This window comes from Arthrobacter sp. TJ-270, assembly GCF_058269075.1.
In genome coordinates this window covers 399,460-423,021 of record NZ_JBZCNB010000001.1, presented here as the reverse complement: position 1 = coordinate 423,021, position 23,562 = coordinate 399,460, and the positions used below count along the sequence as shown (strand labels likewise).

At 63.2% G+C, this 23,562-nt stretch carries 20 protein-coding genes; 13 read left to right on the top strand and 7 right to left on the bottom strand.

Translation table 11 applies throughout. The features are described 5' to 3' along the window. Positions 1-20: 20 nt before the first annotated feature. Entirely contained in the window at positions 21-1,277 is a 1,257-nt protein-coding gene (locus tag AC4D2M_RS01960; RefSeq protein WP_490889528.1) for a DNA recombination protein RmuC, read from the bottom strand. 98 nt (positions 1,278-1,375) lie between these two features. On the opposite strand from AC4D2M_RS01960, the gene ychF reads away from it, so the two are divergent. From ychF to AC4D2M_RS01935, 5 genes are all read left to right on the top strand, one after another. Continuing rightward, positions 1,376-2,461 (top strand): redox-regulated ATPase YchF, encoded by a 1,086-nt coding sequence (gene ychF, locus AC4D2M_RS01955; RefSeq protein WP_490889527.1) that lies wholly within the window; start codon positions 1,376-1,378, stop codon positions 2,459-2,461. 298 nt (positions 2,462-2,759) lie between these two features. Then, positions 2,760-4,451 carry an alkaline phosphatase D family protein gene (locus AC4D2M_RS01950; protein WP_490889525.1) on the top strand — a complete coding sequence of 564 codons (1,692 nt, stop codon included), beginning with the start codon at positions 2,760-2,762 and terminating at the stop codon, positions 4,449-4,451. 496 nt (positions 4,452-4,947) lie between these two features. Beyond that, positions 4,948-6,714 (top strand): ABC transporter family substrate-binding protein, encoded by a 1,767-nt coding sequence (locus AC4D2M_RS01945; protein ID WP_490889523.1) that lies wholly within the window; start codon positions 4,948-4,950, stop codon positions 6,712-6,714. Between the two features lie 199 nt (positions 6,715-6,913). Then, positions 6,914-8,455 carry an ABC transporter permease gene (locus AC4D2M_RS01940; protein WP_490889521.1) on the top strand — a complete coding sequence of 514 codons (1,542 nt, stop codon included), beginning with the start codon at positions 6,914-6,916 and terminating at the stop codon, positions 8,453-8,455. Next, positions 8,452-9,474 carry an ABC transporter permease gene (locus tag AC4D2M_RS01935; protein ID WP_490889520.1) on the top strand — a complete coding sequence of 341 codons (1,023 nt, stop codon included), beginning with the start codon at positions 8,452-8,454 and terminating at the stop codon, positions 9,472-9,474. The genes AC4D2M_RS01940 and AC4D2M_RS01935 overlap by 4 nt, the downstream gene beginning before the upstream one ends. Positions 9,475-9,536: 62 nt before the next feature. On the opposite strand, the gene AC4D2M_RS01930 is transcribed toward AC4D2M_RS01935, so the two are convergent. After that, the gene (locus tag AC4D2M_RS01930; protein ID WP_490889518.1) at positions 9,537-10,166 is read right to left on the bottom strand and encodes a PH domain-containing protein; all 630 of its coding nucleotides are present in this window, start codon (positions 10,164-10,166) and stop codon (positions 9,537-9,539) included. Between the two features lie 101 nt (positions 10,167-10,267). Here AC4D2M_RS01930 and AC4D2M_RS01925 point away from each other — a divergent pair, with 101 nt between their 5' ends. From AC4D2M_RS01925 to AC4D2M_RS01915, 3 genes are all read left to right on the top strand, one after another. Further along, positions 10,268-12,103: an ABC transporter ATP-binding protein gene (locus tag AC4D2M_RS01925; protein ID WP_490889517.1), complete on the top strand. Its 1,836-nt coding sequence runs from the start codon at positions 10,268-10,270 to the stop codon at positions 12,101-12,103. Positions 12,104-12,342: 239 nt separating this feature from the next. Continuing rightward, positions 12,343-14,259: a translational GTPase TypA gene (gene typA / locus AC4D2M_RS01920; RefSeq protein ID WP_490889516.1), complete on the top strand. Its 1,917-nt coding sequence runs from the start codon at positions 12,343-12,345 to the stop codon at positions 14,257-14,259. Between the two features lie 25 nt (positions 14,260-14,284). After that, a complete protein-coding gene (locus AC4D2M_RS01915) occupies positions 14,285-14,749 on the top strand; it encodes a hypothetical protein (RefSeq protein WP_490889514.1) in 465 nt (154 codons plus the stop codon). A gap of 29 nt (positions 14,750-14,778) precedes the next feature. Here AC4D2M_RS01915 and AC4D2M_RS01910 read toward each other — a convergent pair whose 3' ends face one another. Both AC4D2M_RS01910 and AC4D2M_RS01905 read right to left on the bottom strand, forming a co-directional pair. Further along, positions 14,779-15,273, bottom strand: a complete 495-nt coding sequence (locus AC4D2M_RS01910; protein ID WP_490889512.1) for an ArsR/SmtB family transcription factor — start codon at positions 15,271-15,273, stop codon at positions 14,779-14,781. Positions 15,274-15,340: 67 nt separating this feature from the next. Further along, the gene (locus tag AC4D2M_RS01905; protein ID WP_490889511.1) at positions 15,341-15,583 is read right to left on the bottom strand and encodes a putative acetyltransferase; all 243 of its coding nucleotides are present in this window, start codon (positions 15,581-15,583) and stop codon (positions 15,341-15,343) included. Between the two features lie 122 nt (positions 15,584-15,705). Here AC4D2M_RS01905 and fdxA point away from each other — a divergent pair, with 122 nt between their 5' ends. The 3 genes from fdxA to AC4D2M_RS01890 all read left to right on the top strand — a co-directional run bounded on the left by fdxA (position 15,706) and on the right by AC4D2M_RS01890 (position 18,595). After that, positions 15,706-16,032 (top strand): ferredoxin, encoded by a 327-nt coding sequence (gene fdxA, locus AC4D2M_RS01900; RefSeq protein WP_309072692.1) that lies wholly within the window; start codon positions 15,706-15,708, stop codon positions 16,030-16,032. Between the two features lie 7 nt (positions 16,033-16,039). Further along, positions 16,040-17,179, top strand: coding sequence for a succinyldiaminopimelate transaminase (dapC, locus tag AC4D2M_RS01895; protein WP_490889508.1), 1,140 nt, complete (start codon positions 16,040-16,042; stop codon positions 17,177-17,179). Between the two features lie 132 nt (positions 17,180-17,311). After that, complete coding sequence (locus tag AC4D2M_RS01890) at positions 17,312-18,595, top strand: citrate synthase (RefSeq protein WP_490889507.1); 1,284 nt, start codon at positions 17,312-17,314, stop codon at positions 18,593-18,595. Between the two features lie 92 nt (positions 18,596-18,687). On the opposite strand, the gene galE is transcribed toward AC4D2M_RS01890, so the two are convergent. Beyond that, a complete protein-coding gene (gene galE / locus AC4D2M_RS01885; RefSeq protein WP_490889505.1) occupies positions 18,688-19,701 on the bottom strand; it encodes a UDP-glucose 4-epimerase GalE in 1,014 nt (337 codons plus the stop codon). A gap of 202 nt (positions 19,702-19,903) precedes the next feature. Between galE and AC4D2M_RS01880 the strand changes: the two genes are divergently transcribed. Further along, entirely contained in the window at positions 19,904-20,515 is a 612-nt protein-coding gene (locus AC4D2M_RS01880; protein WP_490889503.1) for a hypothetical protein, read from the top strand. Between the two features lie 9 nt (positions 20,516-20,524). Here AC4D2M_RS01880 and AC4D2M_RS01875 read toward each other — a convergent pair whose 3' ends face one another. Then, on the bottom strand, positions 20,525-21,394 hold the full coding sequence (locus tag AC4D2M_RS01875; RefSeq protein WP_490889500.1) for a hypothetical protein: 870 nt from the start codon (positions 21,392-21,394) through the stop codon (positions 20,525-20,527). 8 nt (positions 21,395-21,402) lie between these two features. After that, a complete protein-coding gene (dapD, locus tag AC4D2M_RS01870; protein ID WP_490889499.1) occupies positions 21,403-22,377 on the bottom strand; it encodes a 2,3,4,5-tetrahydropyridine-2,6-dicarboxylate N-succinyltransferase in 975 nt (324 codons plus the stop codon). Between the two features lie 72 nt (positions 22,378-22,449). Between dapD and dapE the strand changes: the two genes are divergently transcribed. After that, complete coding sequence (dapE, locus tag AC4D2M_RS01865) at positions 22,450-23,541, top strand: succinyl-diaminopimelate desuccinylase (RefSeq protein WP_490889498.1); 1,092 nt, start codon at positions 22,450-22,452, stop codon at positions 23,539-23,541. The last annotated feature ends 21 nt before the right edge of the window (positions 23,542-23,562 follow it).

Below are 23,562 nucleotides of genomic sequence, written 5' to 3'. Positions count from 1 at the left end.
ATCCCCGGCGCGGGCTTTGCTCACGCGGACCTTTCCACGCGTTCGTTTTCCGATTCGGTGTCGATAAGTTCCGGCGCGCTGAGCAGGCGGGGAGTCGTCTCGACGGCCTTGGTTGTGAGCCCGGCATCACTCTCACCAGGCTCGAACGCACTGATCCGGCGAGCCGTAGGAAGCACCCGGGACTCCAGCGTGCCCACGAAGGAGTTGTACTTCTCCACCGAGCTCTTGAGCGAACTGCCGAGACGGGTGATGTGCGAGCCCATGGTGCCGAGCCGTTCATACAGCTCCCGCGAGAGGTCGTACAGTTCCTTCGCGTTTTCCGTAAGAACGTCCTGGCGCCAGCTGAAGGCGACGCCTTTCAGGATGGCGAGCAACGACACGGGCGAGGCCAGCACCACGTTGCGCGCGAAGGCGTAGTCCAACAATGCGGGATCCGTTTGCAGCGCACTGGACAGGACCGACTCCAGTGGAATGAAGCACACCACCAGATCGGGGGAGTTGTCCGTGCCCTCCCAGTATTTCTTCCGCGCAAGGGCATCCACATGGGCACGAACTGCCTTGACGTGCTGGGACAGGAATTCCCTGCGGCGCGCCTCCTCCAGACCGGCACGCTCATGATCTTCCGTCGAAGAACAGGATTGGGCCTGCAGATAGGCGTCCAGCGGCACCTTCGAATCCACAACTATCTGCTTGTTTCCCGGTAGTTGGATGATCATGTCGGGGCGTGCGCTGTTCGAAGAGCCGTCCCGGGAAGCGATGGTGAGGGTAGCCTGCTCGTAGAAATCCACACGGGGGAGCATCCCGGCGGCCTCGACAATCCGCCTCAACTGCACTTCTCCCCACTGCCCGCGAGTTGTGGTGCTGCGGAGGGCGGAAGCCAGCGAATGGGTGGTCGACAAAAGCTTCGAGTCGGAAAGCTGAGCCTCCTGCAACTGCTGGGCGAGCTGCCCGAACTGCTGTGCCCGCTCACGTTCGAGCTGACCCACATGCGCTTGGACCTGCCCGAGTTTGTCGGCCAGCGGTGCGATGGCACGCAGTACCGACTGGTCCTGGCCTGACTGTTCAAGGAGCTGCCGGTTCTGTATGTGAAGGAGCCGGTTCTCTGCCTCCGCGGCCGCGCGGGCAGAGACCGTATTGCCCAGGCGCGAGCCGGCGTCGTCCAGTTCACTCCGGAGCCCGGAGAGGACTGGACGCAGGAGCACAACGGCGATGCCCGCACCGATTACCAGGCCCAGCACTGCGGCGAGCACCACGGGAAAAAGAGTGTTTCCGTCCATGGCTCCACCATGTCAGGTGCCTCTGACAATTCCGGCTAACGCCGATGTTGTCAGGAGCCGCGTCGCGCTCAGGCCATGCGACGGTAGACTGTTCTCCCGTGGCTCTTACTATTGGCATCGTCGGACTGCCCAACGTCGGCAAATCAACTCTCTTCAACGCGCTCACCAGGAACACTGTCCTGGCCGCGAACTACCCGTTCGCAACGATCGAGCCCAACGTTGGAGTCGTGAACCTGCCGGACCCGCGGCTTGGGCAGCTTGCTGAGCTGTTTAGCTCCCAGCGGGTGCTGCCCGCGACGGTGTCCTTCGTGGATATCGCCGGCATCGTCAAGGGAGCTTCGGAAGGTGAAGGTCTCGGCAACCAGTTCCTCGCCAATATCCGTGAAGCAGAGGCGATCGCCCAGGTAGTGCGTGTCTTTGATGACCCCGACGTAGTGCACGTCGACGGTGCAGTGAATCCTGTGTCGGATATGGAGACGATCAACACCGAACTGATCCTCGCCGACCTGCAGACGCTGGAGAAGGCCATCCCGCGCGTGGAGAAGGAAGTGAAGATCAAGAAGCGCGAAGCTGCGCAGCTCTCCGCGATGCTGGCAGCTCAGGCAGTTCTTGAACGAGGCGACACCATCTTCTCGTCGGTCGCCAGCGACAAGCTGGAGATGGAACACCTCAGGGAGCTCAGCCTGCTCACGGCCAAGCCCTTCATCTATGTCTTCAATGCCGATGACTCGGTGCTCGGTAACGCCGAGCGTCAGAGCGAGTTGGCGGCCCTGGTCGCACCCGCGGACTGCATCTTCCTCGACGCCAAGCTCGAAGCCGACCTGGTGGAGCTGGATCCCGAGGAAGCACGGGAAATGCTCGAGATGAACGGACAGGAAGAGTCCGGGCTCGATCAGCTCGCCCGTGTCGGTTTCCACACGCTCGGACTGCAGACGTACCTCACGGCCGGACCGAAGGAAGCGCGCGCCTGGACCATCCGGAAGGGGGCAACCGCACCCGAAGCCGCCGGCGTCATCCATTCCGACTTCCAGCGCGGCTTCATTAAGGCCGAAGTTGTCTCCTTCGAGGCGCTGGTGGCGGCAGGCTCCATGGCGGAAGCCAAGTCCCGCGGCAAGGTCCGGATAGAGGGCAAGGAATACATCATGTCCGACGGCGATGTGGTGGAATTCCGCTTCAATGTATAGCTAAATTCCAGTCCAATGTCTGGTTGAACGAATCGGGCGTTCCAGGTCGCTCTGCTCAGCTGCGGGAAAGTCCCTAAGCTCGACCGGTCAACCAGACCGCAGAGGTCTCGGCACGAGCTGTGGGTCAATGCCCAGGCGAAGTGTCCGGGATCGTGCTGCTAGCAAGCAACCTCGACCCCAACACCATCGGCCCCATGACGCTGGCCACAGCGGGGTCCGCCCTACTGTTCAACCCGGGCTTACCGGTCATTCACCTGCAGGAAAGAGTCCATGCTCCGGGGGGCGAAACCCTGAGGAAATGACTTCCAACTCCCGTGCTGGCATCTCTCGCCGTACCCTCGTCAAGGGCTCAGTCCTGGCTGCCGCTCTGGCCTCCGTTCCCGCCGCGGCAAACGCCGCAGCACCCACCCGGTCCCCCGCCGGCGTAGCGCTGGTCCGCAACCGACTCACACTGCCCAGTGGCATCGCTACTGGCGACGTCACCTCGGCCTCGGCGGTGTTGTGGTCGCGTTCGTCGGGTGCCGGCCAGATGACAGCGGTCCTGCGCGCAGTGAACGACGGCGGCGAGGTCCTTCGCGGCCGCGGTGCGTTTGAGCGCACCCTGCGGGGGCCCCGCGCCACCCAGGCCTCCGACTTCACAACCAAGATCCACGCGGGCAACCTGCCGTCCAACACGCGCTTTGCTCTGGAGATCAGCTTTGAGGACGACGGCGGCGCTGCCGGCGAGACGGTTCGGGGATCCTTCCGCACGGCCCCCGACGCCGGGACGTACAACCGCAAGGGCCGCACCGGTGGAGGGAGCAACGGAGGAGAAGTGCCGGCGTCGTCCGCACAGAGCTTTGTCTGGACCGGTGACACGGCCGGCCAGGGCTGGGGCATCAATGAGGAGATCGGCGGGATGCGCGGCTACCGGGCTATGCACCAAACGCGCCCGGACTTCTTCATCCATTCCGGCGACACCGTGTACGCGGACGGGCCTCTGGCCGAGACCGTGGTGGAGAAGGACGGGCAGGTATGGAAGAACCTCGTCACGGAGGAGGTGTCCAAGGTGGCCGAAACTCTCACTGAATACCGTGGCCGGCACCGGTACAACTCGATGGACGCCAACATGCGCGCCATGTTTGCCGACGTGCCTGTGATCGCCAACTGGGATGACCACGAGACCACCAATAACTGGTACCCCGGCGAAATCCTGGACGATCCCCGCTACACGGTCCGGGACGTCAACACCCTGGCAGCACGCGGGCGGCAGGCATGGCAGGAGAACATGCCCATCACCGACAGTGCCACGTTGTGGAGGCCGGGGAAGTTCGACGACGCAGGCCAGTACCAGCCCGCCCGCATCTACCGGAAGATCAACCGCGGCCCGCAGCTGGACGTTTTCTGCCTGGACATGCGCACCTTCAAGTCTCCCAACACCGACGGCAAGGAACCCTACGCCACCAACATCCTGGGGCAGGAGCAGGTGGACTGGCTCATCCGCGAGGTGACGAAGTCAAAGGCCACCTGGAAGGTGATCGCCGCGGACCTGCCGCTGGGCATCATCGTGCCCGACGGTCCGGTGAACCAGGAGAGCCTCGCCAACCGGGATCACGGTGCTCCGTTGGGCAAGGAACTGGAGATCGCGGGGGTGCTGAGCGCATTCAAGCGGAACCGGGTGAAGAACGTGATCTGGCTGACCGCCGACGTGCATTACTGCGCCGCACATCATTACTCGCCCGCACGAGCCGCGTTCACCGATTTCGACCCGTTCTGGGAATTCGTGGCAGGGCCGATCGCCGCAGGTTCGTTCGGGCCCAGTGCAATGGACGGTACCTTCGGCCCCGAGGTGGTGTTTTCCAAGGCCGGACGCTTCCCCGGCGAATCACCGCGCAATGGCGAGAACCAATTCTTCGGGCATGTCCAATTGGAGGACGACACTTTCACCGTAAGCCTGCGGAACGCCAACGGCGCCACGGTCTTCTCCAAGGTGCTGATACCGGAGCGGTAGTGCTGCCAATGGCCCTGGCGCCGTGCTTCCAGCCGCCCGCCGCCGTCCTCCGCTCCAGTACGGTCCGCCGATCCGGTCCGTGCTTGGCCGGTTCGGATGATTTGGGCCGCCACCACCGCGACCACCACCGGCTTCGGGTGCGTCGCGGCCGCAGTCGTGGACTGACTCGACCTGGAGAACCTCTGGCGAGCCATGCGTTTCTGAGTGGCGGGACGTGGTGAAGTTCCGCTTCAACGTTGAGGTCCGAACCCAACCCTCCGGCCCGCTCCTGTGGAACGCCGTTATCAGTCCCGTTGCTTCGCGGTGCTCCGTTGGTCAAATTTGGTTGCATCTCGGTAACAACCATATTCGCCATTCGCGTTTGATACCTGACAGTAACAAAATCGGCCTATGCTTCTTTTCATGTGAGGCACGCCACTTTCAATCATCGAAGTGCGTGTCAGTCCTTTGTAAAACCATGAAGGACATCTTCCACAACATGAAACAAGGAGGCGGAATGCGTTTCGGACGTACTTCCAAAGCCGTAGGTGTAGCTGCAATCGCTGCGCTTGCATTGAGCGCCTGCGCCGAGAGTGGCGGCGGCGAAGACCCTGGGACGGGGGGCGGGGGCGAAGCATCTGGCGGTGCGGTAACCGTTGCCGAGGTCAACCCGTTTACCTCGTTCAACTCTGACAGTGCCACCGGCAACGTCGATATCAACGGCAAGGTCAGTTACCTGACCCATGGCAGCTTCTACTACGTGAACGACGCGCTCGAGGTCGTCCGCAATGAAGATTTCGGCACGTACGAGGTGACCTCGGAAGATCCGCTCACGGTGGAGTACACCGTGAACGAGGGCGTCGCCTGGTCGGATGGCGAGCCCATCGACGCCGGCGACCTCCTTCTGTCCTGGGCCATCCAGTCCGGATACTTCGATGACGAAGACGCCGAGGCTGAGACGGGCACCACCTACTTTGCATACGCCGGTGACACCAGCGGTCTCGGACTGACTTCGCTGCCCGAGATCAGCGAAGACGGCCGCACGCTGACCCTCGAATACTCCGAACCGTACGCTGACTACGAAATTGCCTTCGATGTCCTCGACACTCCGGCGCATGTTGTTGCTACCGGTGGCGGACTGGCCGACGAGGACGCCCTCGTTGAACTCCTCCAGACTGCTCCCGCCGGGGATCCCGAGAACCCGGAGGATCGCCCCGAGCTCCAGGCCGTAGCCGAGTACTGGAACACAGCATTCGACACCACCACCCTGCCGTCCGACCCGGCGCTGTACCTGTCGAGCGGACCGTACATCGTTCAGGACATGGTTCCTGACCAGTCCATGACACTGGTCCGCAACGAGGACTACGCCTGGGGCCCCGAGCCTGCGCTGGACGAGATCACCATCCGCTACATCGCGGACGCCAATGCACAGGTTCAGGCGCTGCAGAACGGTGAGGTTGACATCATTCAGCCTCAGGCATCGGCAGACACCCTCAGCTCACTTGAAGCCATCGACGGAGTACAGATCCTTGAGGGCGAAGAACTTTCCTTCGACCACATCGACCTGAACTACTCGGGCGTCTTCGAGGATGAGAACGTACGCCGTGCCTTCATGCACACCATTCCCCGGGACTCAATCGTTTCGTCGGTGATCGGTCCACTGGATCCTGATGCCGAGCCTCGCAACTCGCAGATCTTCGACATCGGTACCGAGGGCTATGAGGCCGCGGTGCAGGTGAACGGATCAGAAGAATTCGCTGAGCCTGACATCGAAAAGGCAAAGGAACTGCTCGCCGGTGCAACACCTGAGGTGCGCATCATGTACAACGCGGATAACCCGAACCGTGTTGACGCCTACACGCTGATCGCGGAAAGTGCTGAGCAGGCCGGCTTCAAGGTCGTAAACGGCGGCCTCCCCGGCAACGAGTGGGGCGCAGCCCTCGGCGGCGGAACCTACGATGCAACCATCTTCGGCTGGGTCAGCCCCGGCGTCGGTGTGAGCGGCGTACCGCAGCTTTACGGCTGCGACTCGGCCTCCAACTTCAACGGCTTCTGCGACGAAGAGGCTCAGGCGGCTATGGACGAGCTGATTGTCACCACAGACCCTGCCGAACAGCAGGAACTGATGACCACCGTTGACACCCGCCTCTTTGAAACCGGCTACGGCTTGCCCTTCTTCCAGTCCATCGGCATCAACGCAGCCGATGAGCAGGTCCAGGGTTTGACCTTCAACCCCGGCCTCGTTGGGATCTGGTGGAACTTTTGGGACTGGGCGGTAGCCTAACCGCTCCCGTACCACCCGCCTTCGCTGGATGATCGAAAGCGCTGGGGTCGCACCATTGGCCCCAGCGCTTTCGGGCGCTCAGGAAAAGTCGCAGCGATTGGCGAATACCGAACATTTACGAAACGTAACGTGGATTACACTCAAAAATCCAACATATCGGGCACAACCCGTTACCTAACCCCTTGAGGCCAAAAAGACCATGGTGACATACATTGTCAGGCGGCTGATCGCCGCCGTACTCATACTTTTTGGCGCTTCGTTCCTCGTGTACATCCTGACTGCATATTCAGGAGATCCACTCGCGGATCTGCGCCAAAGCAACGCCCCCAACCGTGAGCAGCTCATCCAACAGCGGACCGATCTGCTGAATCTCGACGTCCCGCCCGTCCTGCGGTATTTCACGTGGTTGTCAGGTGCCGTCCGCTGCGTCGTCCCGTTTGCCATGACCTGCGATCTCGGCAATAGCGTGACAGGTATTGAAGTGACCCAGCTCCTGGGACGCGCGATGGGACAGACCATCCTCCTTGTCACTGCTGCAACCATCCTCGCGATCATCATCGGGATCACGCTCGGCATCGTGACAGCACTTCGCCAATACAGTGGCCTGGATTACGGCGTTACGTTCATGGCGTTCCTCTTCTTCTCCCTTCCTGTCTTCTGGGTGGCGGTGCTCCTGAAGGAGTTCGGAGCCATCGGTTTCAACAACTTCCTGAAGGAGCCCGACATCGGCCCGGTCACCACAGTGCTCTGTGGTCTCGTTGTAGCCTTCCTCTTCTACCTGAGCACAGCAGGAACCCTTAAACGGCGCCTGACGTGGGCCGCCATCGGGTTCGGCTTTGCAGCCGCGCTGGCCTGGTTCCTTGATTTCACGGGCTGGTTCCTCACGCCCGGCTTCGGCCCGATTGTCATCGCATTACTCTCGGTCGGTATCGCCTACGGCGTCACACTCCTTGCCGCCGGATTGAAGAACCGCAAGGCGCTCTATAGCTCTCTGATTGTTGTCGGAATCGGTGTCGTTGCCTACTTCGCGGTGCAGCCCCTGCTGAGCCGGGCAACCCTGCTGATGATTGTCCTGCTCGGAATCGCAACTGTTCTCATCGGCATCGCCGTCGGATACCTCATGGGCGGCTACGACAGGCGCCAGAATATGACCTCCGCCGGACTGACTGCGTTCCTCATGGGCTTTCTGATCCTGCTCGACCGCTTCATGCAGGCATGGCCCGCCTACTTCGACCACAACCGCATCAACGGTCGTCCCATTGCCACCATCGGTTCGGCCACCCCGAACCTCAGCGGCGATTTCTGGATTCGCGGGCTGGACACCTACACTCACCTATTGCTGCCGACCATCGCACTGATGCTTATCTCGCTCGCCGGTTACAGCCGCTACTCACGCGCATCAATGCTCGAAATCATGAACCAGGACTACATCCGCACCGCACGGGCGAAGGGTCTGGGCGAGCGGACAGTCGTCATGCGTCACGCCTTCCGGAACGCGCTGATTCCTCTGGCCACCCTCGTTGCTTTTGACATCGGTGCCCTTATCGGCGGCGCTATCATCACCGAGCAGGTTTTCGCTTTCAGCGGCATGGGTCAACTGTTCGTACAGGCACTTCAAAGACAGGATCTGAACCCGGTCATGGGCGTATTCCTGATCACCGGCATCGTGGCTCTGGTCTTCAACCTGGTAGCCGACCTTGTCTACTCCGTTCTTGACCCGCGCGTAAGGGTGAAAGCATGAGCACTACAGCACAAGAAACAACGCAGGCGACGCCGGAAGAAGCCAAAGGCCTCAGCCAGGGCCAGATCGTTCGCAGGCGGTTCTTCGGACACACTGCCGCGGTGGCGAGCCTTATTATCTTCATCGGTGTCGTCATCCTTGCCTTCACGTCCGTCGGCTACGCCGGCATCCCGGGCTGGTGGAAGTGGAACTATATTCAAACCCCTCCACTTTCCAATCCCACGGGCGCTCCCACCTGGACGCTACCGTTCGATTTCGGCGACCACCCCTTCGGACAGGACAGGGTGGGCCGCGATCTGTTCGCCATGACAATGCGTGGTGCGCAGCTGTCCCTGATCGTGATGTTCCTGATCGGAATCGTCGGCGGCATCATCGGCGTAGTCATCGGTGGCGTGGCAGGCTACTTCCGGGGCTGGGTTGAAGCTGTGCTGATGCGTCTCACAGACGTCATCATCATCATCCCGCTCGTGATCATCGCGGCTGTCCTGGGCACCTTCGGTAACTCCATTTCCGGACCCGGAACCTTCTTCGGCACGATCTTCGGCGGCAGTGCCGGTGTCATTCTGCTCGGAGTGTTTGTCGGGTTCGTCATCTGGACCGGCCTCGCGCGTCTGGTCCGCGGCGAATTCCTCAGCCTTCGCGAACGCGAGTTCGTCGACGCAGCGCGCATTGCCGGGGCATCGAACACGCGAATCATCTTCAAACACATTGTGCCGAACGCGGTAGGCGTGATCATCGTCAACACGACCCTGGTCATGGCCTCCGCAATTCTGCTGGAGACGGCGCTGTCCTTCCTTGGCCTCGGAGTCCGGGCTCCTGACATCTCGTTGGGTAGCCTCATCAGCGCGAACCAGGCTGCGTTCAGCACCCGTCCGTGGCTGTTCTGGTGGCCGGGCCTCTTCATCGTGATCATCTGCCTGTCCATCAACTTCATTGGCGACGGTCTGCGGGATGCCTTCGATCCACGGCAGAAGAAGTTCAACGCCAAGAAGGCTGCAGAGCCGAGGAAGCCCGCCTGATGAGCCGTCCTACGGTACGGGCGCCTATCAGCGTCACCCGCCCGCGCGGCGTCGGCCTGCTGTCACTGCAGAGCGAAGGTAAACACGCTCAGCAGCAGCAGGACGGCGACCACGCCGAGCGGTTGCCAGTTGATCCGGCGCTCCACACGGGCGGAATCTGTGGCGTCGACGTCGATCAGTCCGTTGTCGATCCGTCGCTGCCATTCAGTCCGGATCAGCAGGGCGGCCAGTCCGGAGTCGGTGTTGCTCAGGTCCCCGGGGCGGACGCTTCCCCCTGCTCCGTAGCTGCTTCCCGGAAGGTTCTGCATGTGCTCCGGCTTGCCGGCATGGGTTCCACGGACGCCCGGAGCCGGCGCGGCCCACGCCGTGTAGCTGCCTGCGGGAGTGATCAGCTTCAGCGCGTACTTGGTGTCGACGTGGATCAGCCCGGCCCACGGAACATCGATGGTCAGCACCGGATTTCGCAGTTCAACTCCTACCGGTCCGACAACCACAGCCGGGTACCAGAACAGCCACCAGGCAATGGCGGCTACAGCCAGCAGGGGAGCAGCGGTAGCGAGCGCCTGCGGTCCGGACGTCACGATGGAAGCCACCAGACCCACAGCGACAATGACGGCGGCAACCGCGAGTATCCAGCGGCTGCTGCGTGGGCGGAAAACGGTGGTCCGGGTAGGGCCGGTCGGCGAGTTCATACCCCTATATTTCCAACATTCAGGATCAGCGCAGTAATCTGCGGGCAAACAGCCCGCTTGAGTGCGCCGTTCGCACGGTCACACAGTGGAAGGACAGCACTATGACCCACGACATCATTGACGGTGACGGGAGCAGGGAATCGCGATCATCCGTTCGCGGCCCCGTGCTCGAAGTTCGGAATCTCAGCGTCGATTTCGGCGTCGAGAAGGAATGGGTCCCAGCGGCCATCGACCTCAATTACTACGTCAACGCCGGTGAAGTGCTTGCCATCGTCGGTGAATCCGGTTCCGGCAAGAGCGCCAGTTCGATGGCCCTGCTCGGTCTCCTGCCCAGCAACAGCCGGGTCACCGGAGAGGTGATACTGAACGACAGGTCGATTCTCAACCTGTCGCCGGGCAAGCTCCGGGAGGTCCGGGGCAATGAGGTAGCGGTGATCTTCCAGGAGCCGATGACGGCGCTCAACCCGGTGTACACGGTTGGATTCCAGATTGTCGAGACCCTCCGGCTGCACAATGCCATGTCGCCCGATGAAGCAAGGCAGCGTGCCATCAAACTGCTGGACATGGTGGAGCTTCCCGACCCGGAGAAGGCGTTCCGTTCCTACCCGCACCAGCTTTCCGGCGGGCAGAGACAGCGTGCAATGATCGCGCAGTCGCTCTCCTGTGATCCAAAGCTCCTCATCGCTGACGAACCCACGACTGCTCTTGACGTGACCGTCCAGGCGGAAATCCTCGATCTGATGCGCAACCTGCGCAACAAGCTCGACAGCGCCATCGTCCTGATTACCCACGACATGGGAGTTGTCGCTGACCTTGCCGACCGCATCGCTGTCATGCGCAAGGGCGTCATCGTTGAAACCGGAACGGCAGAAAAGATCTTCAGCCGGCCCGAACACCCCTATACCCGGGACCTGTTGGCTGCCGTGCCGCACCTTGGCCAGGGCCTGGCTGGTGGCAGCGACGACGTCGACATCACGGCTGCCCTCGCGGCCGCCACCAAGTCGGACCTCGCCGGTGTGGACGCAGAAGAGCTCGAGCGTCGCGAACGTGCTGTGCTACAGGGCCTGGAAGAGGAAGTCCAGGCGGAGCGGGAGAGCCGGGGCGAGGCAGTTCTGGAACTGGTGAACGTAGCCATCGAGTATCCCAAGCAAGGCAGGGTTCCGGCATTCCGGGCGGTGGAGAACGCTACCCTGAGCATCCGTCCCGGCGAGGTCATGGGCCTGGTGGGGGAGTCCGGGTCCGGCAAGACCACGATCGGGCGCGCGGCCGTTGGGCTGCTCCCGGTGGCGGAAGGGTCGCTGCGTGTTGTGGGCACCGACATCTCCGGGTTCAAGCCTACCTCCCGCGAATTCGGGGCGGTACGACGCAACATCGGCATGGTCTTCCAGGACCCGTCCTCATCGCTGAACCCGCGCCTGCCGATCGGCGAAAGCATCGGCGAACCGATGTTCCTCGCCGGAGAGGCAAAGGGCGCCGAGCTGCAGAAGCGCATCGAGACACTGCTGGACCAGGTGGAACTGCCCCGTTCCTACCGCAACCGCTACCCGCATGAACTCTCGGGCGGACAGAAGCAGCGCGTGGGCATTGCCCGTGCTCTGTCGCTGAAGCCCAAGCTCATGGTGGCAGACGAGCCCACGTCCGCACTCGATGTCTCCGTCCAGGCAACGGTGCTGGAGCTTTTTCAGAACCTGCAGCGGGAGATGGGCTTCGCCTGCCTGTTCGTGACGCATGACCTTGCGGTGGTCGACGTTCTCGCCGACCACATCTGTGTGATGCGTCGAGGGAAGATCGTCGAGCAGGGAACCCGGGACCAGATCCTCCGTAACCCGCAGGACCCGTACACCCAGCGGCTGCTCGCCGCCGTGCCGCTGCCGGATCCGGAAAAGCAGCGCGAGCGGCGGGAGCTTCGCGCGCGGCTGCTTTCCTCGGCGGAGTAACCCAATCCAGCCAACGACGGCGATGCCCTCCTCCGCGTTCCAGCGGGGGGAGGGCGTCGCCGTCGTCGTTTAATTTGTCGTTTGGATCGTGGCTATGGAAGGTTCTTTCAAGAGGTGCGCGTATCCTCGTTAGGCCATCTTTTGCCTAACGCTTAGACTGGTAGTAGTGCGCGCTGTGCCGCCCGCTCTCATTTTTTACCTGACGCTGATCCCGACCCCCAAGAAGCGAGTCATTCCGCATGTCTGTTTCCACGAGCAACACTGCAATCCGCAGTGACCTCCGTAACGTTGCCATCGTGGCGCACGTAGACCATGGCAAGACGACGCTCGTTGACGCGATGCTGAGGCAGACCAACTCCTTCGCCAGCCACGGCGAAGTTGCGGATCGCGTCATGGACTCCGGTGACCTGGAGCGGGAAAAGGGCATCACCATTCTCGCCAAGAACACCACGGTGTTCTACGAAGGGCCTTCCGCCAACGGTGAGCGCATCACCATCAACGTGATCGACACCCCCGGTCACGCCGACTTCGGCGGCGAGGTCGAGCGCGGTCTCTCCATGGTTGACGGCGTGGTCCTGCTGGTGGACGCTTCGGAAGGTCCACTGCCGCAGACCCGGTTTGTGCTGCGTAAGGCCCTCGCGGCGAAGTTGCCCGTGGTGCTGCTGGTCAACAAAACCGACCGCCCCGACTCCCGAATCGACGAGGTCGTCAGCGAATCGATGGACCTGCTCCTCGGCCTCGCGTCGGACCTGTCGGACGAGGTTCCCGACCTGGACCTTGATTCCGTCCTCAACGTCCCGGTTGTGTACGCCGCAGCACGCGTCGGTGCAGCTTCCCTTGAGCAGCCTGCAGATGGCAGCGCCCCGGCCAATGACAACCTTGAGCCCCTCTTCAAGACCATCATCGAGCACATCCCGGCGCCGAGCTATGACCCCAACGGAGTCCTGCAGGCGCACGTGACCAACCTGGATGCCTCGCCCTTCCTCGGGCGCCTCGCGCTGCTGCGTATCTTCAATGGAACCCTCCGCAAGGGCCAGCACGTGGCCTGGGCGCGCCAGAACGGTGAGCTCAAGACGGTCAAAATCACCGAACTGCTCGCCACCAAGGCGCTGGAGCGCGTGCCGGCTGACTCAGCCGGTCCCGGTGAGATCGTTGCCGTCGCAGGCATCGAGGACATCACCATTGGTGAAACCCTGACGGACGTGGACAACCCGCAGCCCCTGCCGCTGATCACCGTGGATGACCCCGCTATCTCCGTCACCATCGGTATCAACACCTCTCCGCTTGCCGGGAAGGTCAAGGGCGCAAAGGTAACCGCCCGCCAGGTGAAGGACCGCCTGGACAAGGAACTCATCGGCAACGTTTCGCTGCGGGTCCTCCCCACGGCGCGCCCGGATGCCTGGGAAGTGCAGGGCCGTGGTGAGCTCGCGCTCGCCATCCTCGTGGAGCAGATGCGCCGTGAGGGCTTCGAACTGACCGTGGGCAAGCCGCAGGTTGTCACCAGGACCGTCGACGGCAAGATCCACGAGCCGATGGAGCACATGACCATCGACGTTCCCGAGGAATACCTTGGCGGTGTCACGCAGCTGATGGCTGCACGCAAGGGCCGTATGACCAACATGGCCAATCACGGCACCGGCTGGGTCCGCATGGAGTTCATCGTTCCTGCACGCGGCCTCATCGGTTTCCGCACGCGCTTCCTCACGGACACGCGCGGCGCAGGCATTGCGTCCTCCTACTCCGAGGGTTATGAGCCCTGGGCCGGCGACATCGAGTACCGGACCAACGGGTCGATGATCGCGGACCGGTCCGGCGTGGTCACGCCGTTCGCGATGATCAACCTGCAGGAGCGCGGGTCGTTCTTCGTTGAACCCACTTCCGAGGTGTACGAGGGCATGATCGTCGGCGAGAATTCCCGCGCCGACGACATGGACGTCAACATCACCAAGGAAAAGAAGCTCACCAACATGCGTGCCGCTTCCTCCGACAGCTTCGAGAACCTGACCCCTCCGCGCAAGCTGACCCTCGAAGAATCGCTGGAGTTCGCCCGCGAGGACGAGTGCGTTGAGGTGACTCCCGAGGCCATCCGCATCCGCAAGGTCATCCTCGACGCCAATGAGCGTATGCGCGCAGCGCGCTCACGCGCCCGGGCGTAGGGACCGGCCGGTTTCCGGCGAATCCGTGGAGAAGCATAAGGACGACGACGGCGGCCACCCGGCCGCCGTCGTCGTTCCGTTAAGTTCACGCCACCGGCGGTGGCGCGCGATGCTGGCTGCAGTAGCGGGCGGGGTTCTCGCCGCCGGTTTGGGAACGGCCCTTCACGCCCAGATCTGGTACGTGGGCGGCGTCGGATTTCCGGTGGGTGCGCTTGCTGCGGTAGTGCTGGCTATCAGTGTTGCCGTGTTTGTCGCATTGTCGGCTCGCGGGGTGTTTTTCGCAGCCCTGACCGGGATGGTAGCGTACGCTCTGGTGGGCCTCACGGCGTCGTTCTCCGCGGGTGACGTCATTGCCGCCGGAGTTGAGGTAGAGGGCGAACTGCCGCCGGTTGCCGTTGCCGGCTACGTGTGGGTGGTGGGGCTGGCCGTCGGGACGATCATCGCCGTGGCAGTATCCTGGTGGGCCCTGCGCCCCTCGCAGCGACCCTAACGCTTGCTGGACCCAGCCCTTCAGGCCGGTCAGTCGGCTGTGCGGTCCAGATGGTGGGCAAGCATGATGGACGTTGCCGTGCCGTCTTCATCGGATTCCCGCTGTGCATATTCCTCGAACACGTTGCGGATCTTCTCCATCATTTCGGCGCGGTTGGCGTCATTGAGGCGTACGCCGAGACGCCAGACATCGATCTCCGAGGGACTTAGTCCGTCGATCTCCTGCAGGAACGTCTCGACAAGTACGGGCGCCGCATTGGGCATCCGGCTTCCCCAGGACAATCCGGTAGCGCGGTAGGGGATTTCCTTCGCTCCGCGGTTGCCCGAGCGGGGTTCCTCAGCCCGCAGGAACCCGGTCGCGAGGAGGGTCCGTACGTGGTGCAGCGCCGTGGCCGGGTTCAGATCCAGGACCTCGGCTATCTCCTTGTTGGTGCGCGCCTTGTGCAGGCAGAGCCGGAGGATCCTGAGCCGAACGGGGGAGCTCAACGCCCTGCCGCGGGCCTGGACGTCCTCATCAGTTGCCATAATCAAAAGCATACGTCAGCAGGCGTGCACTGATTGAATCTAGTCAATCGCGCATCTGCGGGCGCTCTCATTCGGGCGGCGCGACGCGCGGAGCCCGCCGTGGGGGCGGAGGCGGCACCGGCTTCGCGGCGGTCACCGCGTCAAGGGGAACGACGACGTCTCCCCGCCGCGCCGCCACGGTGCAGGAAACTGGGTCGCGGGCGATCAGATCGCCGAGGGCGTCGGTGAGGCCCCCCTCGATCCGATACCGGACGACGACGCGGGTCCCCAGCGGCAGGGACGTCAGGAGTTCTGCAGCCGCGTTGGTCATGCGCATAGCGTGTCATATTACGGCGGGTGCCGGCCGATGCCGATCCCAACTCCGGTTGCGTTAAGCTGGGACAGCGACGAAGAGCCGGTATCGGCACCAGAATCCTAGGGAAGGCGTGGGAAGTGACCTACGTAATCGCACAGCCGTGCGTGGATGTGAAAGACAAGGCCTGTATTGAGGAATGCCCGGTCGATTGCATCTATGAAGGTGAACGCTCCTTGTACATCCATCCGGATGAGTGCGTGGACTGCGGAGCGTGCGAACCGGTCTGCCCGGTGGAGGCGATCTACTACGAGGACGACACTCCGGAGGAATGGGCCGACTACTACAAGGCGAACGTCGAGTTCTTCGATGACCTCGGTTCGCCCGGCGGCGCCGCGAAGCTGGGCAATACCGGGAAGGACCACCCGATGATCGCCGCCCTGCCGCCGCAGAACCAGGAAGCGTGACAGTAGCGTGACCCCGAACCGGACCTTCGGGCTCAATCTGCCGGATTACCCGTGGGACGCCATGGCGCCCTACGTTCAGGAAGCCCAGCAGCACCCCGACGGCGCCGTCAACCTCTCGATCGGCACGCCCGTCGACCCCACCCCGGAGATCGTCCAGCGCGCGCTCTGTGATGCATCGAACGCACCCGGATATCCCACTACTCACGGCACCGTGGAGCTGAGAGAAGCAATCAGCGAGTGGTACCGCCGCCGTCGTGGTGTTGAGGGCCTGGATCCGGCTGACATCCTGCCGACTGTCGGCTCGAAGGAGCTCGTCGCCTGGCTGCCCACCCTGCTGGGGCTGGGAGCGGACGACGTCGTCGTGCGCCCTACGGTTGCCTATCCCACCTATGACATGGGCGCACACTTCGCCGGCGCAACACCGGTAGCCGCGGATTCACTTGCCGATCTCGACGCCGATACCCGCGCCAGGGTGCGTCTGGTATGGGTCAACTCGCCGTCCAACCCAACCGGCGCGGTGCACGATGTGGAGGCGCTGCGAGGCATCGTCGAGGACGCCCGTGCGCTCGGCGCCATGGTGGCCTCCGACGAATGCTATGCCGAGCTGGGCTGGGGTGCCTGGGATCCCGCGCAGGGCGGCAGTCCGGTGCCCAGCATCCTCGATCCGAGGGTAAGCGGCGGATCCACGGACCAGTTGCTGTCCGTCTACTCCCTCAGCAAGCAGTCGAACCTCGCCGGGTACCGTGCGGCGTTCGTGGCCGGTGACAGCGCCGTACTGCCGAACCTCATCAACTCACGGAAGCACGCGGGAATGATCGTTCCCTTCCCGGTTCAGGAAGCCATGCGGGCAGCCCTCGCCGACGATGAGCATGTTGCCGCGCAGAAAGACCTCTACCGCGCCCGCCGGGAGCAACTGATCCCCGCGCTTGAGGCTTTCGGGCTGACCATCCACCACTCCGACGCCGGCCTTTACCTCTGGGCCACCGCCGGAGAGGATACCTGGCTTTCGGTGAAGCGATTCGCGGAGCTCGGGATCATCGTCGGGCCCGGCACATTCTATGGTGATGCCGGAAACGGGTACGTCCGGGTCGCACTCACGGGTTCGGACGAAAGAGTCGCTGCTGCTGCTGCCCGTCTGCGAACCTGACGCCATGTTGCTATTGCACAACGACGGCCACACGGATTAGTGCTGGAGGTGCTAGTGCCGGTAGCGTTTTAGCTGACTAAGCTGATCCAGCCAATCTCGCATGCTTTCACATAAGCTCCACAAGGAGAGTCAATGACTGAGCACAACGGCGCCTCACTCCAGTATGACGGAGGAAGCCTGAGCCTCCCGCTGATCCCAGCGGCAGAGGGCAACCACGGGTACGATGTCTCGAAGCTTCTCAAGCAGACCGGCTCCGTGACCTTCGACCCCGGTTTCATGAACACCGCGGCCACAACCTCAGCGATCACCTACATCGACGGCGACGAGGGGATCCTGCGCTACCGGGGCTACCCGATTGATCAGCTGGCGCAGCACTCGAGTTTCCTCGAGGTCTCCTACCTGCTCATCTACGGCGAACTGCCGACACCGACGGAACTTGACGCTTTCGATCAGCGCATCCGCCGCCACACGCTGCTGCACGAGGAGCTCAAGGGCTTCTTCGGGGGCTTCCCGCGCGATGCGCACCCCATGCCGGTGCTCTCCTCGGCCGTTTCCGCGCTCTCCACCTTCTACCAGGACTCGCTGGACCCGTTCGACGACGAGCAGGTGGAGCTCTCCACCTTCCGCCTGATGGCGAAGCTTCCAGTCATCGCCGCCTACGCACACAAGAAGTCCATCGGCCAGCCCATGCTGTACCCGGACAACTCCATGAATCTCGTGGAGAACTTCATGCGCCTGTGCTTCGGCCTCCCGGCGGAGCCTTACGACCTCGATCCCACAATGGTCAAGGCCCTCGACCTGCTGCTCATCCTCCACGCCGACCACGAGCAGAACTGTTCAACATCGACGGTCCGTCTGGTGGGAAGCTCCAACGCGAACATGTTCGCCTCGGTTTCCGCAGGCATCAACGCGCTGTTCGGTCCGCTGCACGGCGGCGCAAACGAGGCTGTGCTGAACATGCTCCGCGAGATTCAGGCCAAGGGCATGCAGCCCGAGGACTTCATGGAGAAGGTCAAGAACAAGGAAGACGGCGTGAAGCTCATGGGCTTCGGACACCGGGTCTACAAGAACTATGACCCGCGCGCAAAGATCGTCAAGGCTACCGCCCACGAGATTCTCTCCAAGCTCGGCGGCAACGACGAACTCCTGGATATCGCCATGCGGCTCGAGGAAAAGGCCCTCGCCGATGATTACTTCATCGAACGCAAGTTGTACCCGAACGTAGACTTCTACACCGGCCTGATCTACAAGGCGATGGGCTTCCCCGAGAAGATGTTCACGGTGCTCTTCGCGATCGGACGCCTGCCGGGCTGGATCGCGCAGTGGCGTGAAATGATGCAGGACCCCCAGACCAAGATCGGCCGTCCCCGCCAGCTGTACACGGGCGCCGGAGAGCGGAACTACCCCGCACGCTAGGGCAAGCGCGCGGTATCAGTACGACGGCGGCCGGTTACCTTCGCAGCGAAGGCAACCGGCCGCCGTCGTACCTGGGGTCCCGGAGGGGCAGGTCAGGAAGCGTAGCCCTGCGGGTTGTTCTTCTGCCAGCGCCAGTGGTCCTCACACATCCGGTCGAGTGACCGGTGGGCGGACCAGCCCAGGTCGGCCAGGGCTGAAGAGGGATCGGCATAGCTGACAGCTGCGTCTCCGGGTCGCCGCGGAGCAAATTCGTAGGGGATCTCATGCCCCGCAGCCTTCGAGAACGCCGCGAGAACCTCGAGCACGGAGGATCCGTTGCCGGTTCCCAGGTTCCAGCGGTGAACCCCTGAGTGGGTGGTGAGGAAGTTCAGCGCAGCGACGTGGCCGTCGGCAAGGTCAACCACATGGATGTAGTCGCGGATTCCAGTGCCGTCGGGCGTCGGGTAATCGTTACCGAAGACCATGACCTTCTCGCGTCTGCCGACCGCAACCTGCGCCACGAAAGGGAGCAGGTTGTTCGGAACCCCGGTCGGGTCCTCACCGATACGCCCGGACTCGTGAGCGCCGACGGGGTTGAAGTAGCGCAGCAGGGCAATGTTCCAGCGGCCGTCGGAGGCACCGACGTCGGTCAGGATATCTTCGATCTGCTCTTTGGTGCGCCCGTAGGGGTTCGTGGCATCCAGCGGCATCTTCTCGATCAGCGGAACCTCTTCCGAGGCACCGTACACGGTGGCCGAGGAACTGAAGACGAGCGTGCGGACATTGTGGCGGTCCATGGTGCGCAGCAGGTTCAGCGTGCCGCCGACGTTGTTGTGATAGTAGAACAACGGCTTGTCCACTGATTCACCCACGGCCTTCAGCCCGGCGAAATGAATGACGGCGTCAACCGCTTCGGTGTCGAAGACATCGTCGAGCGCATGCTCGTCGAGCAGATCCACCTTGCGGAAGCTCAGTTCGCGTCCTGCCAACTCTTCCACGCGCTTCAGGGCGATTTCGCTTGAGTTGTAGAGATTGTCGACGACAACGACGTCGTGACCCGCCTCCAGAAGCGCCAGTGTGGTGTGCGAGCCGATGTAACCGCTTCCGCCGGTGACGAGTATCTTCATGTGCTCAAGCCTACCGACCGGGCGCCGGATCGAGCGAAGCGGGTTCGGGAGGCCGCGGGCGTCCAGGAAGGTCCTGCGTGCGCGCTCAAGTCAAACAGAGCGGGTGGCACGGACTCTGGAGACTTTCAGCCCTATCGGTCTACCCTTGGAGGACCACGCGCGAGCCGGCCGGGGACCGCCGGCGGAGAGGGCAGGACACCGCATGCACGTCAATAGAGCGACCTCCTGGGAGGTGAGCTCGCGCCTGTCGCCGATGATGTGTTTTGCGCTCTACCTGCGGGACTGCGCCGGCCTCGGGATGGTCGGGATTCCGGCCGTTTCACCGCTGAAGCCCGCCGTGCATTGCACGGACCCCCGGCAAACCGTCCGCGCGGTGGGCGGGATGGCGGCCCTGAAGCTTGAGTGGGAGGCCTGGTGGTACGAACTCGTGTGCGATCGCGGGCGTAACCGGGAGTTCCCGACGCCCCCCGATTTTCCTGAGTTTCAGGCCATGCCGGCCCTTCAGCGGTACACCCACGCACACTTCGGCACCGCCCTGGCCTGGGTTCAGGGGTGGGAAGAGGAGAGACGGAACCGGACGCGGAGCGGTGCTTCAATCGGCCACTGGCCGGGATTCGCTGAACTCGTCGAGGAACGCGAACTCGAGCTGGGCAGGTCAGCCCGGAACTTCAGCCTCGAGCTGGTTGAACTGCCGCTGGGCGAGCCTCGGGCATGGTTCGTTGAACCGGACATGCTCATCATGAGCGAGAACCTTTGCGACGATGAGGCAGCGTTCCGCAGCTATGTTCAGCCCGTCGTGGAGTTCATTGCCTGAGTTCCGCTGTTAGGCGGGAACCTCGGCGACCGTAATGAGCACCTCGCCGGTCTGCGTTTCAGCGGTGCTCCAGCCACCCTCGCCGCGGTTCCACTGCAGCCCCGCATGGGAAACAGAGGTGATCCCGAATTCTCTGGCATGCGCCACTGCGAACTGCGCCGCAGCCCATCCTGTGGAGCCGGATGCGCTGGCCACGACGCCCTGCTCCGTAGCCGCAACGGGGAGGGCCGGGAAGACGGCGGAGAGGCGTTCCACAGCGCCCGCCGCGTTGCCGGACCCCTCCGGCTTGCGCAGGACACAATTGAGCGAAGCGGGGGATTGGCCAGTCAACGCCGATGCAAAGGCGCGCGCCTCCGGCTCGTGGTCGGCGTACGCGTCGGGGTACGCGCTTCGCTGGACAAGTTGCGCAGCCTCGGTGATGGGCAGGACCTGGTATCCCGGCACGGTGACCAGCGCGTCATAGAACGCGCCGGCGGCGTAAATGGGATCCTGCACCTGCTCCTCGCTGCCCCAGCCCTGCGATGGGCGCTGCTGGAACAACCCGCGCGAGTCTGGTCCTGCCTGATCCCCGTAATCGAGATTGCGAAGACCTGATTCCTGCACGGCGGTGGCCAGCGCAATGGAGACGGCCCGCGGCGGCAAACCGCGGGTCACAGCAACCCCCGCGATCGTGGACGCGTACGCCGCCTGCTCCGGACCTAGTTCGTAGGTGTCGGTTCCGACGACTGCGCTGCACCGTTCGCGGACCAGCACCTCGGACGAATTCAGTTGCGTGACAGCAAGATAAGCTCCGCCGCCGACCACAGCCGTCAACAGGGTGAGCACACCGGCCGCGCGGAGCCGGCGCCGTCGTCGGGCTTGCGCTTTGGTTTGGAGCACGCCGGTTCCTAGTTGGCGTGCAACGCTGCGTTCAACGCAATTCCCTGGCCTGACCGCTGCCGTGCTTCCACAACGCCGGTGGTGGAGTTGCGGATGAACAGCACACCCGACTGTCCGGAAAGCTCGGCAGCTTTGACGATCGAGCCGTCGGGAAGGGTGACTTTTGTTCCGGCGGTGATGTACAGGCCGGCCTCGACTACGCAGTCATCGCCGAGGGAGATACCAATCCCCGCCTGGGCGCTCAGGAGGCAGCGCTCACCGATGCTGATGCGTTCCTTGCCGCCGCCGGACAAAGTGCCCATGATTGACGATCCGCCGCCGATGTCCGACCCGTTGCCCACAATGACGCCGGCGGATATGCGTCCTTCAACCATCGAATGGCCCAGAGTCCCGGCGTTGAAGTTCACGAAGCCCTCGTGCATGACGGTGGTGCCTTCGGCGAGGTGCGCGCCCAGCCGGACCCTGTCGGCATCGGCAATGCGGACGCCGGAAGGCATCACGTAATCGACCATGCGCGGGAACTTGTCCACGCCGTACACCACAACCGTGCCGCGGGAGCGCAGGCGGAGGCGGGTGGTTTCGAACCCGGTTACAGCACAGGGGCCGAAGTTCGTCCACACCACGTTGGCAAGCAAGCCGAAGATGCCGTCGAGGTTGATGCTGTTCGGCTGCACGAGACGGTGCGAAAGGAGGTGAAGGCGGAGGTAGGCATCAGTTGCGTCCGTCGGGGCGTCGTCGAGCGAGGAAGTAGTGGTCACTACTTCCTGGGTCACGCCCCGGAGCGCATCGGGGGCTGCGATCGCGGCGAGTTCGGTGTACAGCGTCTCCGACTGCGAATCGGCCTGTGTTTCGGCAAGCACCGGCTGGGGATACCAGACATCGAGCACGGTTCCGTCTTCGGCCAGCGTTGCCAGTCCGACTCCGAAAGCGGTTCGGGGTGCGGTTGAGGAAGGGGTCAGGGATGCGGAAGCCGTCTCAGTCATGGCGTCCATTCTACTGGCCTCCCGCACCTCGCTTCGCTCGGCGCGGTGCCCTCGGTCAGTAGGCTTGGGCCCATGACTTCTTCCGAACTCCCGAGCCTTGATCCCAGAGCCGACGTGGCGCAACTCACCGCGGACATCATCGACATAGACAGCGTCTCGGGGAATGAGCGTGTGCTCGCCGACGCGGTCGAGGAGGTCCTTCTCTCGTGCCCGCACCTGGAAGTGGTCCGGGACGGTGATTCCCTCATTGCACGCACGTCCCTGGGCCGAAGGGAAAGGGTGATCCTCGCCGGGCATCTCGATACGGTCCCATTGCCCCGCATATCCGGCTCGCGCGGGACGGTACCAAGTTCGTGGGAGGGAGAGGTCCTCTACGGGCGAGGCGCCACCGACATGAAGGGCGGAGTTGCGGTGCAGCTCGCCCTGGCTGTTGCGCTGACGGAACCCTCACGGGACATCACCTATGTCTTCTACGATCACGAGGAAGTCGAGGCAGCGCTCAGCGGACTGGGCAGGCTGGTTGACAGCTACCCCTCATTGCTTGAGGCTGACTTCGCGGTCCTGCTTGAACCCACCGACGGCACTGTGGAAGGTGGCTGTAATGGAACCGCGCGGTTCAACGTCACCACCACCGGGCGCGCCGCCCACTCAGCGCGGGCATGGATGGGTGAGAACGCAATTCACAAGATGGCCGAGGTGCTTGTCCGCCTGCGGGACCATGAGCCTGCAACGGTGTCCGTGGACGGTCTGGACTTCCGCGAAAGCCTCAATGCGGTCCTTGTCAGCGGCGGTATCGCCGGCAACGTGATCCCGGACCGCGCCGTCGTCGAGGTGAACTACCGCTTCGCGCCGGACAAGTCCCCGGAAGACGCCGAGCAGTACGTACGCGAGCTGCTCGACGGTTTCGAACTGGAGCGGACGGACTCCGCTGCCGGCGCACGCCCGGGACTGAACCATCCCGCTGCTGCTGCCTTTGTTCAGGCAGTCGGTGCGGAGCCGAAACCGAAATATGGCTGGACCGACGTCGCACGATTCAGCGCGCTCGGCATACCCGCCGTGAACTTCGGACCGGGCGACCCGCTGCTTGCCCACTCGGACGACGAGCACGTGCACGCGGACGCTATCCGGACTTGCCTCAAGGCGTTGAATGACTGGCTTGCCTAGACCCGTGGGTCCAGGCGAGCC

Excerpts from the sequence above, each read along its gene's own strand:
- dapE (WP_490889498.1), top strand. The coding sequence starts at position 22,450 with ATGACTTCTTCCGAACTCCCGAGCCTTGATCCCAGAGCCGACGTGGCG.
- AC4D2M_RS01910 (WP_490889512.1), bottom strand. The coding sequence starts at position 15,273 with ATGGCAACTGATGAGGACGTCCAGGCCCGCGGCAGGGCGTTGAGCTCC.
- AC4D2M_RS01945 (WP_490889523.1), top strand. The coding sequence starts at position 4,948 with ATGCGTTTCGGACGTACTTCCAAAGCCGTAGGTGTAGCTGCAATCGCT.
- AC4D2M_RS01880 (WP_490889503.1), top strand. The coding sequence starts at position 19,904 with ATGCACGTCAATAGAGCGACCTCCTGGGAGGTGAGCTCGCGCCTGTCG.
- galE (WP_490889505.1), bottom strand. The coding sequence starts at position 19,701 with ATGAAGATACTCGTCACCGGCGGAAGCGGTTACATCGGCTCGCACACC.
- AC4D2M_RS01890 (WP_490889507.1), top strand. The coding sequence starts at position 17,312 with ATGACTGAGCACAACGGCGCCTCACTCCAGTATGACGGAGGAAGCCTG.
- typA (WP_490889516.1), top strand. The coding sequence starts at position 12,343 with ATGTCTGTTTCCACGAGCAACACTGCAATCCGCAGTGACCTCCGTAAC.
- AC4D2M_RS01940 (WP_490889521.1), top strand. The coding sequence starts at position 6,914 with ATGGTGACATACATTGTCAGGCGGCTGATCGCCGCCGTACTCATACTT.
- AC4D2M_RS01950 (WP_490889525.1), top strand. The coding sequence starts at position 2,760 with ATGACTTCCAACTCCCGTGCTGGCATCTCTCGCCGTACCCTCGTCAAG.
- AC4D2M_RS01960 (WP_490889528.1), bottom strand. The coding sequence starts at position 1,277 with ATGGACGGAAACACTCTTTTTCCCGTGGTGCTCGCCGCAGTGCTGGGC.
- AC4D2M_RS01905 (WP_490889511.1), bottom strand. The coding sequence starts at position 15,583 with ATGACCAACGCGGCTGCAGAACTCCTGACGTCCCTGCCGCTGGGGACC.
- AC4D2M_RS01930 (WP_490889518.1), bottom strand. The coding sequence starts at position 10,166 with ATGAACTCGCCGACCGGCCCTACCCGGACCACCGTTTTCCGCCCACGC.
- AC4D2M_RS01935 (WP_490889520.1), top strand. The coding sequence starts at position 8,452 with ATGAGCACTACAGCACAAGAAACAACGCAGGCGACGCCGGAAGAAGCC.
- AC4D2M_RS01925 (WP_490889517.1), top strand. The coding sequence starts at position 10,268 with ATGACCCACGACATCATTGACGGTGACGGGAGCAGGGAATCGCGATCA.
- dapD (WP_490889499.1), bottom strand. The coding sequence starts at position 22,377 with ATGACTGAGACGGCTTCCGCATCCCTGACCCCTTCCTCAACCGCACCC.